The organism is Microbispora sp. NPDC004025, from assembly GCF_053604425.1.
Genome location: NZ_JBSGHN010000012.1, coordinates 1 through 15,101 on the forward strand (window position 1 = coordinate 1; position 15,101 = coordinate 15,101).

At 72.4% G+C, this 15,101-nt stretch carries 13 protein-coding genes and 1 pseudogene; 5 read left to right on the top strand and 9 right to left on the bottom strand.

All coding sequences use genetic code 11. The features are described from left to right. From ACWEQG_RS26415 to ACWEQG_RS26430, 4 genes are all read right to left on the bottom strand, one after another. Window positions 1-993, bottom strand: a 993-nt coding sequence (locus ACWEQG_RS26415; protein WP_452288643.1) for a family 1 glycosylhydrolase, incomplete at its 3' end; no start/stop codon positions are given. After that, a complete protein-coding gene (locus ACWEQG_RS26420) occupies window positions 990-1,880 on the bottom strand; it encodes a carbohydrate ABC transporter permease (RefSeq protein WP_452288645.1) in 891 nt (296 codons plus the stop codon). The genes ACWEQG_RS26415 and ACWEQG_RS26420, both read right to left, overlap by 4 nt. Before the next feature lies 1 nt (window position 1,881). After that, window positions 1,882-2,808 (bottom strand): carbohydrate ABC transporter permease, encoded by a 927-nt coding sequence (locus tag ACWEQG_RS26425; protein ID WP_182875223.1) that lies wholly within the window; start codon window positions 2,806-2,808, stop codon window positions 1,882-1,884. A gap of 69 nt (window positions 2,809-2,877) precedes the next feature. Then, on the bottom strand, window positions 2,878-4,146 hold the full coding sequence (locus ACWEQG_RS26430) for an ABC transporter substrate-binding protein (protein ID WP_363473850.1): 1,269 nt from the start codon (window positions 4,144-4,146) through the stop codon (window positions 2,878-2,880). Between the two features lie 235 nt (window positions 4,147-4,381). Here ACWEQG_RS26430 and ACWEQG_RS26435 point away from each other — a divergent pair. Beyond that, window positions 4,382-4,507 (top strand): annotated as a pseudogene (locus ACWEQG_RS26435) (LacI family DNA-binding transcriptional regulator); the annotation flags it as partial. A 69-nt stretch (window positions 4,508-4,576) separates the two neighbouring features. Here the strand turns inward: ACWEQG_RS26435 and ACWEQG_RS26440 are convergent. Continuing rightward, complete coding sequence (locus ACWEQG_RS26440; protein WP_363473852.1) at window positions 4,577-5,530, bottom strand: tyrosine-type recombinase/integrase; 954 nt, start codon at window positions 5,528-5,530, stop codon at window positions 4,577-4,579. A gap of 98 nt (window positions 5,531-5,628) precedes the next feature. Here ACWEQG_RS26440 and ACWEQG_RS26445 point away from each other — a divergent pair, with 98 nt between their 5' ends. Continuing rightward, a complete protein-coding gene (locus ACWEQG_RS26445; RefSeq protein WP_452288647.1) occupies window positions 5,629-8,721 on the top strand; it encodes an AfsR/SARP family transcriptional regulator in 3,093 nt (1,030 codons plus the stop codon). 6 nt (window positions 8,722-8,727) lie between these two features. On the opposite strand, the gene ACWEQG_RS26450 is transcribed toward ACWEQG_RS26445, so the two are convergent. The 3 genes from ACWEQG_RS26450 to ACWEQG_RS26460 all read right to left on the bottom strand — a co-directional run bounded on the left by ACWEQG_RS26450 (window position 8,728) and on the right by ACWEQG_RS26460 (window position 11,426). Beyond that, the gene (locus ACWEQG_RS26450) at window positions 8,728-8,997 is read right to left on the bottom strand and encodes a glutaredoxin domain-containing protein (RefSeq protein WP_452288649.1); all 270 of its coding nucleotides are present in this window, start codon (window positions 8,995-8,997) and stop codon (window positions 8,728-8,730) included. 257 nt (window positions 8,998-9,254) lie between these two features. Beyond that, entirely contained in the window at window positions 9,255-10,208 is a 954-nt protein-coding gene (locus ACWEQG_RS26455; protein WP_452288651.1) for a sigma-70 family RNA polymerase sigma factor, read from the bottom strand. Between the two features lie 18 nt (window positions 10,209-10,226). Further along, window positions 10,227-11,426, bottom strand: coding sequence for an NAD(P)/FAD-dependent oxidoreductase (locus tag ACWEQG_RS26460; protein ID WP_452288653.1), 1,200 nt, complete (start codon window positions 11,424-11,426; stop codon window positions 10,227-10,229). Between the two features lie 120 nt (window positions 11,427-11,546). Here ACWEQG_RS26460 and ACWEQG_RS26465 point away from each other — a divergent pair, with 120 nt between their 5' ends. The 3 genes from ACWEQG_RS26465 to ACWEQG_RS26475 all read left to right on the top strand — a co-directional run bounded on the left by ACWEQG_RS26465 (window position 11,547) and on the right by ACWEQG_RS26475 (window position 13,829). Next, window positions 11,547-12,338 carry a TetR/AcrR family transcriptional regulator gene (locus ACWEQG_RS26465; RefSeq protein ID WP_452288655.1) on the top strand — a complete coding sequence of 264 codons (792 nt, stop codon included), beginning with the start codon at window positions 11,547-11,549 and terminating at the stop codon, window positions 12,336-12,338. A 145-nt stretch (window positions 12,339-12,483) separates the two neighbouring features. Next, window positions 12,484-13,023, top strand: coding sequence for a DUF2243 domain-containing protein (locus ACWEQG_RS26470; protein ID WP_452288657.1), 540 nt, complete (start codon window positions 12,484-12,486; stop codon window positions 13,021-13,023). Next, complete coding sequence (locus ACWEQG_RS26475) at window positions 13,020-13,829, top strand: cytochrome c oxidase assembly protein (RefSeq protein ID WP_452288659.1); 810 nt, start codon at window positions 13,020-13,022, stop codon at window positions 13,827-13,829. The genes ACWEQG_RS26470 and ACWEQG_RS26475 overlap by 4 nt, the downstream gene beginning before the upstream one ends. Here the strand turns inward: ACWEQG_RS26475 and ACWEQG_RS26480 are convergent. Further along, entirely contained in the window at window positions 13,750-14,961 is a 1,212-nt protein-coding gene (locus ACWEQG_RS26480; RefSeq protein WP_452288661.1) for an NAD(P)/FAD-dependent oxidoreductase, read from the bottom strand. The two genes, ACWEQG_RS26475 and ACWEQG_RS26480, sit on opposite strands and share 80 nt — an antisense overlap. Between the last annotated feature and the right edge of the window lie 140 nt (window positions 14,962-15,101).

The following is a 15,101-nucleotide window of genomic DNA, read 5'->3' on the forward strand; positions in this document are numbered from 1 at the left end:
CCGCACACCCAGATCGAACGCCGTACGCCGCGCGGGATCGGGCTCGTCATACGGCGCGGCCTCCACATGCAGCCGGTAGTAGTAGTTGACCCCCAAGAAGTCCACCGGCCTGCCGATGATCTCCAGATCGCCGTCCCGGCGGAAGGAGAAGCCGGTGATCCGCCCGAACGTCTCACCCATGTCGGCGGCATAGGCCCCGCCGAACAGCGGTTCGGTGAACTGCCGGTTGACCAGCAGATCCATCCGCCGCGCGGCCTGGAGGTCCTGCGGGGAGGAGGTCACCGCAACCGTGGGCGACATGTTGAGCGTCACCCCGATCTGCTGACCGGGCCTGGCCATCTGGCGCAGGCGGGCGACGGCCAGGCCGTGCCCCACCAGCAGGTGGTGGGCCGCGGCCAGCGCGCCCTCCCCCTCCGTGGCACCGGGCGCGTGCCGTCCCTCGCCGTAGCCGACGATCGAGGAGCAGTACGGCTCGTTGAGCGTGATCCAGTTCGAGACCGACTCACCGAGCGCCTCGTACATCACCTCGGCGTAATCGGCGAACCGCTCGGCGGTCTCGCGGACCCGCCAGCCCCCGCGGTCCTCCAGCGCTTGCGGCAGGTCCCAGTGGTACAACGTCACATACGGCTCGATACCGCCCTCACGCAGGGCGTCCACGAGCCGGCGGTAGAAGTCCAGCCCGCGCCGGTTCACCGGCCCACGGCCCTCGGGCAGCACCCGCGGCCAGGCAACGGAAAATCGGTAGGCCCCCGCCCCCAGGTCTTTCATGAGATCGACATCCTCTTGCCAGCGGTGATAGTGGTCGCAGGCGAACTCACCCGACTCGCCCCGTGCCACCGCGCCGGGCACCCGGCAGAAGGTGTCCCAAATCGAAGGCCCCCGGCCGTCGATGTCGACGGCCCCCTCGATCTGATACGCCGCGGTGGCCGTGCCCCACACAAAGCCCGCGGGAAAGGTCCGCGGCATGGCGGGACGTTCGTCGGTCGCCGTCATCCCTTGATCGCTCCTGACATGATTCCTCCGATGATCTGCCGGCCCAGGGCCGCGAAGACGGCCACGACGGGCACCGTCGCCAGCACCGTGCCGGTGAGCACGAGCGCGTAGTCGGTCGTGTAGCCGCTGGCCAGTGAGGAGAGCGCGACCTGCACGGTCGGGTTCTCCGGGGTGAGGACCACCAGCGGCCAGAAGAAGTCGTTCCATGCCTGCATGAACGTGAACAGCCCGAGCACGGCCGCGGCCGGCCGCGCCGCGGGCACCACCACGTGCCAGAACAGGCGCAAGGTGGAGCAGCCGTCGATCCGTCCGGCCTCCAGGAGTTCGTCCGGCACCGCGCTCGACAGGTACTGCGTCATGAAGAAGACGCCGAACGCCGTGACCAGGCCGGGCACGATCACCGCCTCCAGCCGGCCGGTCCAGCCGAGCTCCGCCATGAGGATGTAGAGCGGGATGATCCCGAGCTGGTGCGGCACGGTGGTGGTCGCGATGGCAACGACCAGCAGCGACGTCCGGCCCCGGAAGCGGAGCTTGGCGAAGGCGAACCCGGCCAGCGTGGAGAACAGCACGACCGAGACGGTGACCGAGCCGGAGACGATGAAGGAGTTGAGCATCGCCTTGCCGAACGCGGTCGTGTCGAAGACCCGCGCGATGTTCTCGAACAGGTGCCCGCCGGGCGTCAGGACGGGAGGCACGCGCGCGATGGCGTCGTTGTCGTGCGACGCCACGATGAGCGACCAGTAGACGGGGAACAGGGAGCCGAGCAGGACGGCGGCCAGCGCCGCGTAGGTCCAGAACCCGGCCGAGCGGCGCCCGCCGCGGGAGCGGGCCGCCCGCGAGCGGGGCACGCGCGCCTGCCGGGGCGCCTCGGTGATGATCGTCGTCACGTCAGCTTCTCCTGATCCGGCGGGTGACCGAGTAGTTGACCAGAGCCATGACCACGATGATCAGGCACAGGGTCCATGCGATGGCCGAGGCGTAGCCGAACTTGTACAGGCTGAACCCCTGCTCGTAGAGGTAGAGGCCGACGGTCTGGAACTGCCGGTCCGAGCCTCCCGTGGGGTTGCCTGTGCCGGCTTGGAACAGCAGCGGCTCGGCGATGATCTGGAAGCCGCCGATGGTGGACACGACGGCGGTGAAGATGATCGTCGGCCGCAGCATCGGGATCGTGATCTTCCGGAACTGGGTGAACTGGCCGGCCCCGTCCAGCGTCGCGGCCTCGTACAGATGCTCGGGGATCGTCTGCATGGCGGCCAGGTAGATCAGCGCGTTGTAGCCGGTCCACCGCCAGATGACGATGAGCGAGATGGCGATGTGCGAGGACAGGGTGCCCGCCTGCCAGTCCACCGGGTCGAGCCCCACCAGATCGAGCGCCCAGTTGACCATGCCGAAGTCGCGGCCGAAGAGCTGGGCGAAGATGATCGTGACGGCGACGATGGACGTCACGTTGGGCAGCAGCACGCCCATCCGAAAGAACGTGCGGGCACGCAGGCTGCGGTTGAGCATGTGCGCGATGAACAGGGCCGCGAGCAGCTGCGGCACGGTGGACAGCAGCCAGATGCTTACGGTGTTGAACAGCGCGTTCCAGAAGTAGTCGTCGGTCAGCAGTTCGGCGTAGTTCGCCAGCCCCACCCAGTGCCGGGTGGGCTCCAGCAGGTTCCAGTTCGTGAGCGAGACGTACGCGGTGTACAGCAGCGGGAACATCCCCACCGCGCCGAACAGCAGGAAGAACGGGGCGATGTAGAAGTACGGCGAGCCCTTGACGTCGAGCTGGTAGGCCCAGCGGCGCCGTGGCCCGGATCGTGCGAGGGTCATGGGTCCATCCCGGGGGAAGGGGTGACGGCGGGCCCTTACCTCCCGCCGTCACCCGGCTTGGCTGGGCGGCTACTGCTCGATGCGCTCGACGTCCTTGAGCATCTGCTCCCAGGCCTGCGGGCCGTCCTGCTTGCCCTCCTCCACCCGGTTGATCGCGTCGCGGATGGCGGTCTGGATGTCGCCGGCCCGCGGCCCTTGGTACTGCGGCTTCAGGTTCAGCGCGGCGGTGGTGAAGACCTGCCCGACCGGGGCGTCGTTGAAGAAGGCGTTCTTCAGGTTCTTGACCTCGGGCTTCTCGTACGTCGCCACGGTCGAAGGCAGGATGCCGTGCGCCTTGAACACCTCGATCTGCTGCTCGGGAGCCGTCAGCCAGGTGATCAGGTCCACCGCTTCCTTCGCGTGCTTGCTCTGCGCCGGAACCGTCAGGTAGGAGCCGCCCCAGTTGCCGCCGCCGCCGGGGATGGCCGCGATGTCCCACTTGCCGGCGAATGCCTTGGCCTGGTCCTGGATCTTCGCGAGCATCCAGGCGGGGCAGGCGATGGTGGCGAACTGGCTCTTGGCGAAGCCGGTGTTCCACGCCGGGGAGCTGCCCACCAGCTTGGCCGACTCGCCGTCGGCCACGGCCTTGAGCACCTCGTCGTACGCCGAGCGGACCACCGGGTTGGTGGCGACGACCACGTGGTCGGAGGCGTCGTAGTAGCCGGTCTCGGCCTGCCCGATCATCGCGTTGAAGATCTGCGCGCCGCCGTCGAAGAAGCTGGCGCCCTCCGGCTTGTTCGCGGTGTACTTCCTGCCGGCCTCGAAGTACGACGCCCAGTCCGGCCAGAGCTTGCTCACCTCGTCGCGCTCGGTGGGCAGGCCGGCCTTCTCGAACAGGTCGCGCCGGTAGCACATGGCCAGGCCGCCGACGTCCGTCCCGTATCCGATCTGGGCCCCGTTCTTGGCCACCGACGCCTGCCACTTCCACGGCAACCACCGGTCCTTGAGCCCGTCGGCGCCGTGCTTGCGCAGGTCGACGAAGCGCTCCGGCTGCGCCCTGAACTGGGCGATGAAGCCGGTGTCGATGCCCTCCACGTCCGCCGCGCCGCTGCCCGTCGCCAGGTGGGCGGCCAGGTTGCGGTGGTGGTCGTTGTACGCCGACGTACGCTCGACGATCTTGATGTTTGGGTGGGCGGCCTCGTACTTGGCGTACAGGTCCTTGAACCCCATGTTCCCGAACAGGTTGAGGGTGAGGGTGACGGGGCCGTCGCCGGACGAGCCGGACGAGCCGCCGCAGCCGGCGGTGAGCACGCCGACGGCGAGCACACCCACGAGCAGACGAAGTTTCGAAGCAGACACCGTGAACTCCTTGGCAGGGAGGAGGGGGTGGCTGCGAGATGCGACGGTCGAACCGCGGCAACGAATCGACCGATACGCCCGCCATAAGACATAACAGCAGCACGCGCTGTCAAATTACGAAAACGTAACGCCGATGAAGTTTTCTGCCATCTTGACAAAATTCCCGAGATTGCGTAATTTCTGCGAAACCGGTTACATGAAACCGGTTGCAGCGAGATGCGACAGCGTTTGATCCGTGGCAACGATCAAAGAGCCGGCACGCCTTTGCGGCGTGTCCCCGGCAACCGTCTCCCGCGTTTTCGACAATCCGGAGGTAGTGAACGCGAAGACCAGGACGCAGGTTCTGCGGACGGCCCGCCAGATCGGCTACCTGCTCAACAAGTCCGCCCGCACGCCGGCCCCGGCCGTCGCTGAACTCGCCACATTCGAGTCAGCGGGCGGCGCCGGGGACGCGGAGCCGGTCGACGGCCTCGCGACGGCGCCGCTCGGGCCGCCGGTCGTACCGCGCGGTGGTGGCGGGGGAGGCGTGGCCCACCAGGGCCTGGGTGGTGGCGAGGTCGACCCCCGCGTCGAGCAGTTCGCCGATGAACGTGCGCCGGAAGTCGTGCGGCGTCCGCGGTGACGCCCCGGCGGCGGCCAGGCGGCGGGAGACGATGTCGGCGATGGCCTGGCCGGTCATGTGGGCCGGCCGCAGCCGCCCGCCCTTGTTGATAGGGCAGAACAGAGGGCCCGTCGCCCGGCCGCGTACGGCGAGCCAGAGGTCGAGGCGTTCGACGGCCTCCGCGGTCAGGTAGACGAGCCGTTCCTTGTCGCCCTTGCCGCGCACCCGCAGAGAGCGGGCGTGGGGATCGAAGTCGGCCAGGGTGAGCCCGGCGATCTCGGCCCGGCGGCAGCCGGTGGAGTAGAGCGCGGCGAGCATCGCGCCGTCGCGGCGGCCGGCGGGGGAGTGGTCGCCGTCGCACACCTCGAGCGCCGCCGCCAGCGCCTCGGCCTCGACATGCCGTCCCGCCGGGACGCGGGTGTGCTTGTAGGCGGGCAGGTCGGCGGCGCGCTGGTAGTCCTCGCCGCTCATCAGGCCGAGCCGCCACGCCTCCTTGAGCACGCGGCGGAGAGCGACCAGGTGCTTGTTGACGTGGGCGGGCGACCAGCCCTGCTCCCGCATCAGCGTGCGCAACCGGATCGTGTGCTCGTAGCGGAGCAGTTCCCAGGGTTGTCCGGCGCCGGTCGCCTCGGGGTCGCCGGTGATGAGGCGGGCGATGCGGTCGAGGCAGCCCTTCATCGTGCGCTTGGACTCGGGACTCTGGAGCGCGTCGAGATACACCCGGTAGGGGTCGCGCTCGGGCCGCGCGGGGGTGTCCCGCTCGGGGACGGCGGGCGTGTTCATCACGGTGATCCTACTATGAATCTACAATGTAAAGGCGCTCGATTATTACAAGATCATTTAGATCGCCAGCCAAAACCCTCAACGACAATGAGGGGACCATGCGAATCCGGATTCTCGGGCCGTTGCACGTGGAGGGGGCCCCCATCAGAGGCGCGCGCCTGCGCGCGCTCCTGATCCGGCTGGCCCTGGAACCCGGCAGGGTGGTCGCCGCCGGGAGCCTCGTCGACGACCTGTGGGAGAAGCCGCCGCTGAACCCGGCGGCGGCGCTGCACTCCCTGGTGTCGCGGCTCCGCCGAGAGCTACACGAAGCGCTGCGGGACGCGGTCATGTCGCATCCGGCCGGTTACCTGCTCGACGTCCCGGCGCGGGAGGTCGACGCGGCGGAGTTCGAACGCCTGGTGCGAGCGGGCCGGGCCGAGCGCGATCCGGGACGTGCCGCCGCGTCACTGCGCGCCGCCCTGTCGCTCTGGCGCGGGTCGCCGCTCGCCGACGCGGCGGACCTGCCGTTCGCGCGGGTCGCCGCGGCACGGCTGGACGAGCTGCGCCTTTCCGCACTGGAGTCGCGGGTGGGCGCCGACCTCGCCGTGGCCGACACGACGGCCGACACGACGGCGGCCGGCGCGCTGGTGGCGGAGCTGGAGGAGCTGGCGGCCGCGCATCCGCTGCGTGAGCCGTTCCACGCCCTGCTGGTGCGGGCGCTGTGCGTGGCGGGGCGGCGCGGGGACGCGCTGGAGGCGTTCGAGCGCGTCAGGCGACGGCTGGCGGACGAGCTGGGCGTCGACCCCGGGCCCGGACTGCGCGCGGCACATCTGGAGGCGGTGCGCGATCCTCCGGCTGCCCGGGTCGTAGAGGCCGTACGGGCCGTACGGGTCGCGCGGGCCGTACGGGGAAACCTGCCGGCGCCGGTGACGAGCCTGGTCGGCAGGCGGGAGGACGTGGCACGGGTGCGGAGCCTGCTGTCGGCCGCGCGGCTGGTCACGCTGACCGGGCCGGGCGGCGCGGGCAAGACCAGGCTGGCGGTGGAGGTGGCGGGCGGGCTCGCCGCGGCCTCGGGCGTCTGGCTGGTCGAGCTGGCCGCCGTCGGGGACCCGGCGGACGTGGCCGCCGCGGTGCGGGCGACCATACCGGCGGCCATACCGGCGGCCGGGCCGGAGCCGGACGGGGACCCTGCCGGGCGGCCGGCCGCGTCGCCGCTCGACGCGCTGGTGCGGGCGCTGGCCGGCCGGGAGCTCGTGCTCGTGCTGGACAACTGCGAGCACGTGGTGGACGGGGCGGCGACGGTCGCGGAGCGGTTGCTGTCGGGGGTGCCCGGGCTGCGGATTCTGGCCACCAGCCGGGAGCCCCTGGACGTCCCCGGCGAGCACCTTCATCCGGTGCGGCCGCTGGCGTTGCCGGCGGACGGGGTGGCCGCGGCGCGGGCGCTCGAGTTCCCGGCGGTGGCGTTGTTCGCGGAGCGGGCGTCGGCGGTCCGCCCGGGATTCGCCGTGGACGACTCCGTGGTGGCGGAGGTGGTCGCGCTGTGCCGGGACCTCGACGGCCTGCCGCTGGCGATCGAGCTCGCCGCGGCCCGGCTGCGATCGCTCACGATGCGGCAGCTCGTGGAGGCGATGGGGGAACGGCTGACGTTGCGCGGCAGCCGTACGGCGGGGCCGAGGCACCGGACGCTGCGGGCGGTGATCGACTGGAGCTGGGATCTGCTGTCGCCGGGGGAGCGCGTGGTGTTGCGCCGGTTGTCGGTGTTCTCGGGCGGGGCGACGGCGGAGGCGGTGCGGCGGGTGTGCGGGGGCGATCTGGAGACGGTCGCCTCGCTGGTGGACAAGTCGCTGGTCGTGGTGACCGAGCCGGGCGGGTCGTCGGCCCGGGCGGCACAGGTGCGTTATCGGCTGCTGGAGACCGTCCGGGCGTACGCCGCCGAGCGTCTGGAGGAGTCGGGCGAGGCGCGGGCGGTCCGGGACCGGCATCTGCGTTTCTTCCTGGAGTCGGCGGAGGCGGCGGAGCCCGGGTTGCGGACGGGTGAGCAGCTTCGCCTGCTGGCGACGCTGGACGCCGAGCGGGGCGACCTCGACGCGGCGCTCGGCCATGCCGTACGGACCGGGCGGGAACGGGCGGCGCTGCGGCTGTTCATGGCCAGGTTGTGGGCGTGGACGGTGCGGGGGCGGGGTGACGAGGCGGTGAGGTGGGCGCGGGCGATCCGGACGATACGGGCTGCGCCGGACGGGGACGCGCCGGCCGGGCTGGAGCTGCCCGCCATGGTGTGTGCGCTGCTGGCGTCCGAGGGGCCGTACGCCTCGCGTGAGGCGCTGCGTGTGGTGGAGGAGTCGCGCCATCCCGTGGCGCTGTGGGCCTGGACCGTGGGGGTGAGGCCGTCCGGCGGGGGCGCGGAGCACTGGCGACGGGCGATCGCGGCGATGCGGGCGTTCGGTGACCACGAGGACCCGTGGGCGCGGGCGACGGCGCTGCTGATGGGCGGGATCGCGGAGTTCGAGTACGGCGGGGCGGGGGCCGGGGCGGCCGAGGCGCGGCTGCGCGCGGCGTTGGCGGGCTACCGGGCGCTGGGGGAGCGGTGGGGGTTGTCCCTGGCGCTGTACTGGCTGTCGCTGGTGGCGGAGAACCGGGGGGACGCGGCGGAGGCGCTGACGCTGCTGGAGGAGGCGGCGGAGCCGGCGGGGCTGATCGGGGGGATGGAGGCGATTCCCGTCCCGTTGATGCTGCGGGTGCGGCTGGCCCAGTTGCGCGCCCGTACGGGTGACCTGGCGGGGGCGGAGCGGGAGCTGGCGCGGGCCGGCGAGGTGGCCGGTCGTACGCGGGATCGGGTGGCGCTGGCGCGGGTGCGGCAGGCGGCCGGGGAGGTGGCGCGCCGGCGTGGGGTGCCCGCCGAGGCGGAGGCCCTGCTCGTGGAGGCGTTGGAGCTGGCGGGCGGGCAGGCGGGTGTGCCCGCGCAGTTCCTGGCCACGGTCCACGTGGAGCTGGCCCGGGTGCGGGGGGAGCGGGGTGACCGCGCGTCGGCGTGGCGGTCGCTGCGGTCGGCGCTGGAGTCGTCGGGGCTCGCGGGTGACGAGACGGTGCGGGCGACGGTGCTGGAGGCGGTGGCGGATTGGTGCGCCGGGGGTGGGGACCTGTCGCGTGCCGCGCTGCTCGCCGGTGCCGCACGGACGCTGCGCGGCCTGGACCGCGCAAGCCGGGAGGGCTGAGGCAGGTCAGGGCAGTTGCGCGCGCACCCATCGGGGGTCGGGGTTGACGTGAGGGGTGCCGGCCACCACCACGGTCGGCACGGTCTCGTCGCCGCCGGTGGCCGCCCGGACCGCCGCGGCGCCTTCGGGGTCGCGCCAGATGTCGACCCAGTGCGCCCGGTGGGCGTGCCTGCCGAGCCGGGTGCGCAGCCGCAGGCAGTAGCGGCAGCCGGGGCGCCAGTAGACGATCGGGCGGCCGTCGGTCGCGCTGCGGCGCAGCGCCTCGGCGGCGCTCACGGATTTCGGGAACGCCAGGGGGGGACAGCAGGACGCCTGCCACCAGGAACAGCAGGAGCAGTGTGACGGCGCCGCCCGGGGATCCCTGGGCGCTCTGCCGGGCCGCCGCGGCGAGCCCGAGGGCGAGGAAGAGGATCGGCAGCATCCATCGGCGCAGCATGGCGATCACGCTAGCGCACGGGGTGGCGCACCTCCGCCCCGTGTCCGGCCTGCCGTGCCAGGCCGGGCACGGCTGGCATGACTCGGATGGCGTGGGGTCACCAGCGGCTGATGAGCGGCGTGTCCGGTCCGTGCCGCCGCCAGGTCTCGGCGAGGCGGAGGAGACGGGCCGGGGCGGCGATGCTGCGCACGGTTGCGATCTTGCCGCCCGTGATGTCGAACGTCACGGCGCCGATAACCCGGTCGCCGATCACGAAAAGGATGGCGGGGGCGCGGTTGACGAGCGCGTAGTGGATGGCGGGCGTGCCGCCGGCGAATCGCCGCTTGGCGGGTGTGGGTTTGAGGCCCGCCCGGACGACGGCGGCGACGCGCTGGGGAGTGTCGTACCACATCAGCTTCTCGGCCAGGCCGGCACCGTCGGAGATCGCGGTGGCGTCGTCGGTGAGAAGCTCCACCAGCCGTTCGGTGCGTCCCGAGGTGGCGGCGGCGAGGAACTCCTCGACGACCCTGCGGGCGGACGCGGGGTCGACCACGCCGCCGTTGCGGCGTGCGGCGGTGACGCGGCGCCGGGCCCGGTGGAGGTGCTGCTGGCTCGCGGACTCGGTGATGTCGAGGATCTCCGCGATTTCGGCGTGACTGTAGGAGAACGCCTCGCGCAGGACGTAGACGGCTCGTTCGACGGGCGACAGGCGCTCCATGAGCGTCAGCACGGCCAGGGAGACCGATTCGCGCTGCTCGAACGAGTCGGCCGGGCCGAGCATCGGGTCGCCGTCGAGGAGTGGTTCGGGCAGCCAGGCGCCGGCGGTGTGTTCGCGGCGGGCTCGCGCCGAGCGGAGCCGGTCGAGGCACAGGTTGGTGACGACCTTGGTCAGCCATGCTTCCGGCACCTCGATCCGTCGCCGGTCCGCGGCCTGCCAGTGCAGGAACGCGTCCTGCACGGCGTCCTCGGCGTCGGCGGCGGAACCCAGCAGCCGGTAGGCCAGCGCGGCCAGCCGGTTCCGGCTGGCCTCGAACCGGCTGGTGTCGAAGCGATCGGTGGCGCTGCTGTGCACGTGGACCACCCTAGGCGGCTACGCGACGGCCTTTTCGGCGGTCGTGTCCGTTGCGGCGGCGAGGCGGCGCTTGCGCTGGGGCATGCCGAAGGTCGGGTGCGAGGTGGCCCACAGCGACATCGTGAGGATGCCCGCCTTGACGCGCGCGGCCTTCCGGCCGCCCGTGTACGTCGGCTTCGCCTGCCCTTCGTCGTCGATTGGCTGCAGGATCCCGTCCCGCCGCCCGAGGCTGATGTGGTTGTACGTGTAGGCCAGCCTGGTGTGGGTGATCTCGCGGCCGGTCAGGCGTCCCGTGATCGCCTCGACGGCCTGCCGGCCGGTGTAGCCGGCCGAGGCGCAGGACATCGGCAGGGGCCGGCCGTTGTCGCCGATGGCGTGGGCGCTGTCACCGACGGCGTAGACGTCCGGGTGCGAGACCGAGCGCATGGTGCGGTCGACGACGATCTGACCGGTTCCGGTGACGTGCAGCCCGCCGGTGGCGGCGATGGGGTCGACCGCGAACCCGGCCGTCCACACGGTCGCGTCGGACTCCAGGGCGGTGCCGCCGGCGCACAGCACCCGTGTCACTTCCACGGTTTCGACGGCGGTGTGCTCCAGGACGGTGATGCCCAGACGGTCGCAGGCCCGGCGCAGGTGGCCGCGGGCCCCGGGGGAGAGCCGGGCGCCCAGCTCGCCGCGGGCGACCAGTGCGACCGTCAGGCCGGGCCGGGATTCGGCGATCTCGGTGGCGGTCTCGATGCCGGTCAACCCGTCGCCGACGACCACCACGCGGCCGCCTGCGCGCCGCCTGTCCAGGGTGTTCAGGCGCTCGCGCAGGCGCAGCGCCGCGGGCCTGGCGGCGACGTCGAAGGCGTGCTCGGCGGCGCCGGGGACGGCGTGGTCGTCGCCGTGGCTGCCGAGCGCGTACACGAGCGTGTCGTAGCCGAGTTCGCCGCCTCCGTCGGCGTCGGCCACGGCGACGACCCGGTGCTCGGGGTCGACGACGGTGACGCGGGCGAGGCGCAGCCGTATCGCCGTGCCCGCGAAGACGTCGGCGAGCGTGGGCGCCGCGATGTCCCGGCCGGCCGCCAACTGGTGCAGGCGCATTCGCTGGACGAAGTCCGGCACGGCGTTGACCACGGTGATCTCGGTGTCCGCCGGGGACAGCCGGCGGGCCAGGGTTCCTGCCACGTAGGCCCCGGCGTAACCGGCGCCGAGGACGACGATGCGGTGCTTCATGTGATGCTCCTGTCGGCTCGCTTGCTCTCGGTGAGTTGAGCGGAGCAGCGCCCCGATTGCTGACAGGAACCCCATGTGGCGTGGGTCACAGAGCGGCGGTGCGCATAGAATTCGCAGGCGATGACGGAGTACAGCTCGCAGGCGGACCCGGCGCGGAGTCTGGCCCTGCTGTGGCGCACGGGTGAGCGGACCGGGCGTAAGGGTAAACCGGACCTCGGCGTCGACCGGATCGTGCGCGCGGCGATCGCGGTGGCCGACGCCGAGGGCCTGGCCGCGCTGTCCATGCGGAAGGTCGCCGAGCGGCTCGGTGTGGGGACGATGTCCCTGTACACCTACGTCCCGGGCAAGGCCGAGCTGATCGACGTCATGGTCGACACGGCGTACGGCGAGCTGCCCGCGCCCGCGGAGGTGCCGGGCGGCTGGCGGGGCAGGCTGGAGCTGATCGCCCGGGAGAGTCTGGCGCTGTACCGGAGGCATCCGTGGATGCTGCAGGTGCCGACGGTGAGCCGGCCCCCGCTCGGTCCCAACTTCATCGCCAAGTACGACTACGAGTTGCGGGCGGTCGACGGCATCGGCCTGGACGACCTCGAGATGGACTCGGTGGTGACGCTGCTCAACGGCTACGTGAGCGGGGCGGCGAGGGGTGCGGTGGAGGCGGCGCAGGCGCCGGGGGACACGGGCGTGACCGACGAGCAGTGGTGGTACGCCCACGCGCCCTATCTTGCCAAGGTCTTCGATCCGCGGCGGCATCCGCTGGCGGCCCGGGTGGGCGCGGCGGCGGGCGAGGCCTACAACGCGGCCTACGACCCGGACCAGGCGTTCGAGTTCGGCCTGCAGCGGGTGCTCGACGGCATCGAGGCGTTCGTCGCCGCCCGCGCCGCCGCCCGCGCCGCCGGACGAGGCGCTGTCTGAGAGGTCCTGTCTGAGAGGTCCTGTCTAAAGAGTCGGTAGGCCCGGCGGGGCATCCGCGCGTGCCTGCGTGACTACGGCGCCCGATCCGGGGACCCTGCCCAGGCGGAGATCCGCACAGCGGCGGCCGGGGGACGGGGGCAGGGCGATGACGACCAGCGCGGACGAGGCCGGGACCGGCCCGGCGCCGGCCAGTCTGCGCCTGCCGGGCATGGTGCTCGGGGTGGGACTGGGCGGGTTCGTCGACGGGATCCTGCTGCACCAGCTCCTGCAGTGGCACCACATGCTGAGCAGCACCGACACCGACCGCATCGGGGTGCGGTACTACGACCCCCGCACGGTTTCCGGGCTGGAGATGAACACGGTGTGGGACGGCCTGTTCCACACCGTGTGCTGGCTCGCGGTGCTCGTCGGCCTCGCGATCCTGTACTCGCGCGTCACCCGCGAGCGGCGCCGGGTGTGGACCTCGCGGGTGCTGTGGGGGTGGATCCTGGCCGGCTGGGGCGTGTTCAACCTCGTCGAAGGCGTCCTGGACCACCACATCCTGGGCATCCATCACGTCCGCGGCGGCCCCCACCAGCTGTGGTGGGACCTCGGGTTCCTCGTCCTGGGCGCGCTGCTGCTCGCCGGGGGGTATCTGCTCGCGCGCAGCGGGCGGTCCTTCGACCCCGCCGGGACTCCCGCGTGACCGACCACGGCGCCCACTTCGCGGGGGTGTCCGGCGTGCTCGCGCCGGTCCTCGTCCTGCTCGTGTACCTTCGCCTGGCCCGGCGGGCGCGCCGCCGCAACCCGGTCCTGGGCTGGAGCGGGTGGCGTACGGCGAGCTTCGCCGCCGGGCTCGTCCTGGTGGCGGCGGCGCTCCTGCCGCCCGTCGCGTCCCTCGCCCACGCCGACTTCCGCGGTCACATGGTGCAGCACATGCTGATCGGGATGTACGCCCCGATCGGCCTGGTGCTGGGCGCTCCCGTCACCCTGCTGCTGCGGACCCTGCCCGTCGCCGGGGCGCGGCGGCTGACCGCCGTCGTGCACAGTGGTCCCGGCCGGCTGGCGGCCCATCCGGCGACCGCCCTGCTGCTGTCCGCCGGCAGCCTCGTGGTCCTCTACTTCACGCCGCTCTATGACGCCGCCGCGGCGCACCCGGCCGGGCACTGGCTGCTGCACGCCCACTTCCTGCTGTCGGGCTGCCTGTTCGCCCATGTCATCGCCGGTCCCGATCCCGCGCCCGCCAGGCCGGGCGTCCGTGCGCGCCTGGTCTACCTCGGCTGCGCCATCGCCGTGCACGCGATCGTCGCGCAGCTGATGTACGGCGGCTTCCGGCTGGACGTGCGGGCTCCCGTGGCCGAGGTGCGGGGCGGCGCGGAGATCATGTATTACGGCGGCGACATCGCCGAGCTCCTTCTCGCCGCCGCCCTCGTCACCACCTGGCGCCCCGAGCGCCGTGATCGTCCCGAACGCCGTGGGCGGCCGGCTGCCCGGGTCGCGGACCGCCCTTGATCCAGATCAGGGAACCCGGTCTGCGGGCCTCGCGGCGGATCTTCCACAGCGCGAGCTTGCAGGTCAGCTCCTTGTACATGGCGCCCATGCGGCCGTCGAAGTGGACGTTCGTCGCGGCGTCGTCCTTGCGGGCGAACTGTCGCAGGCCGGCGCGCCGGCCGAGGCTGACACACGATCCCGTGAAGGCCAGGTCGATCACCGCCGGAGTGGTTCCCGCGATGCGGCTCAGCACGGTGTCGGCGGCCTGTGCCCCGAGCGGTCCGGCGGCGTAGCAGCTCATCCGCAGCGGCCGGTCCGAGGGTGCGGCGGCGTCCCCGGCCGCGACGACGTGGTCGTCGTCGACGCTGGTCAGCGTCTCGTCGGTGAGCAGGCGGCCGAGTGCGTCGGTGCGCAGCCCGCTGGCCGCCGCCAGCTCCGGTACGCCGAAACCGGCGGCCCAGACGGTCAACGCGCTGGCCCGGACCGTCCCGTCGGCGAAGACGACCGCATCCGGCCGGACCTCGTTCACCACGGCGGCCTCGAGCACCACGACACCGTGCCGGGACAGCCACGTGGACAGGGAACGGCGACCCGGCGCACTCAGCGACGGCGCCAGGGTGTGGCCGCACACCAGCGTGACGCCGCGCCCCTGCCCGGCCAGCTCGGCGGCCGTCTCTACACCGGTCAGCCCACCGCCGACCACGGTGATCGGAGCGTCGAGGGGCAGCTCCCGCAGCCTGGCACGCAGCCGCCGCGCGGACTCCAGTTCGGCGATGGGCACAGCGAACTCGGCCGCGCCGGGCACCGATGACGGTACCGCGCCGGTGCTGCCGACCGCGTAGACGACGTAGTCGTAGTCCAGCGCGCGGCCCGACGCCAGCCGTACCGTGCGGGCGGCGGTGTCGATGCGCTCGGCGCTGTCGACGACCAACCGGACGCCGTCGCCGAGCAGCGTGCCGTAGTCCGCCGTGGCCTGGCCGGTGCCGGCCGCGAACTGGTGCAGCCGGATTCGGTCGACGAACTCCGGGCGTGGGTTCACCAGCGTGACGCCGACGTCGGGGCGCCTCCGCAGCCGGTTGGCCGCGAGCGTGCCGGCGTAACCGCCGCCGATGACGACGACCCTGTGGGGGGCGTGGTGTCCGGTCGTGGACATGGTGGGTTCCCTTCTCGAACTCGCTGAGTGGCTCTTCCACCAGTCCGACAACGCACCTGCCCGGAATGTGAGGCGAGCCGTCGGCCTTACACTTCGCCGCGCTGCCTTGTCGGACAGGTAAGGATGACGCGAGCGAGGGA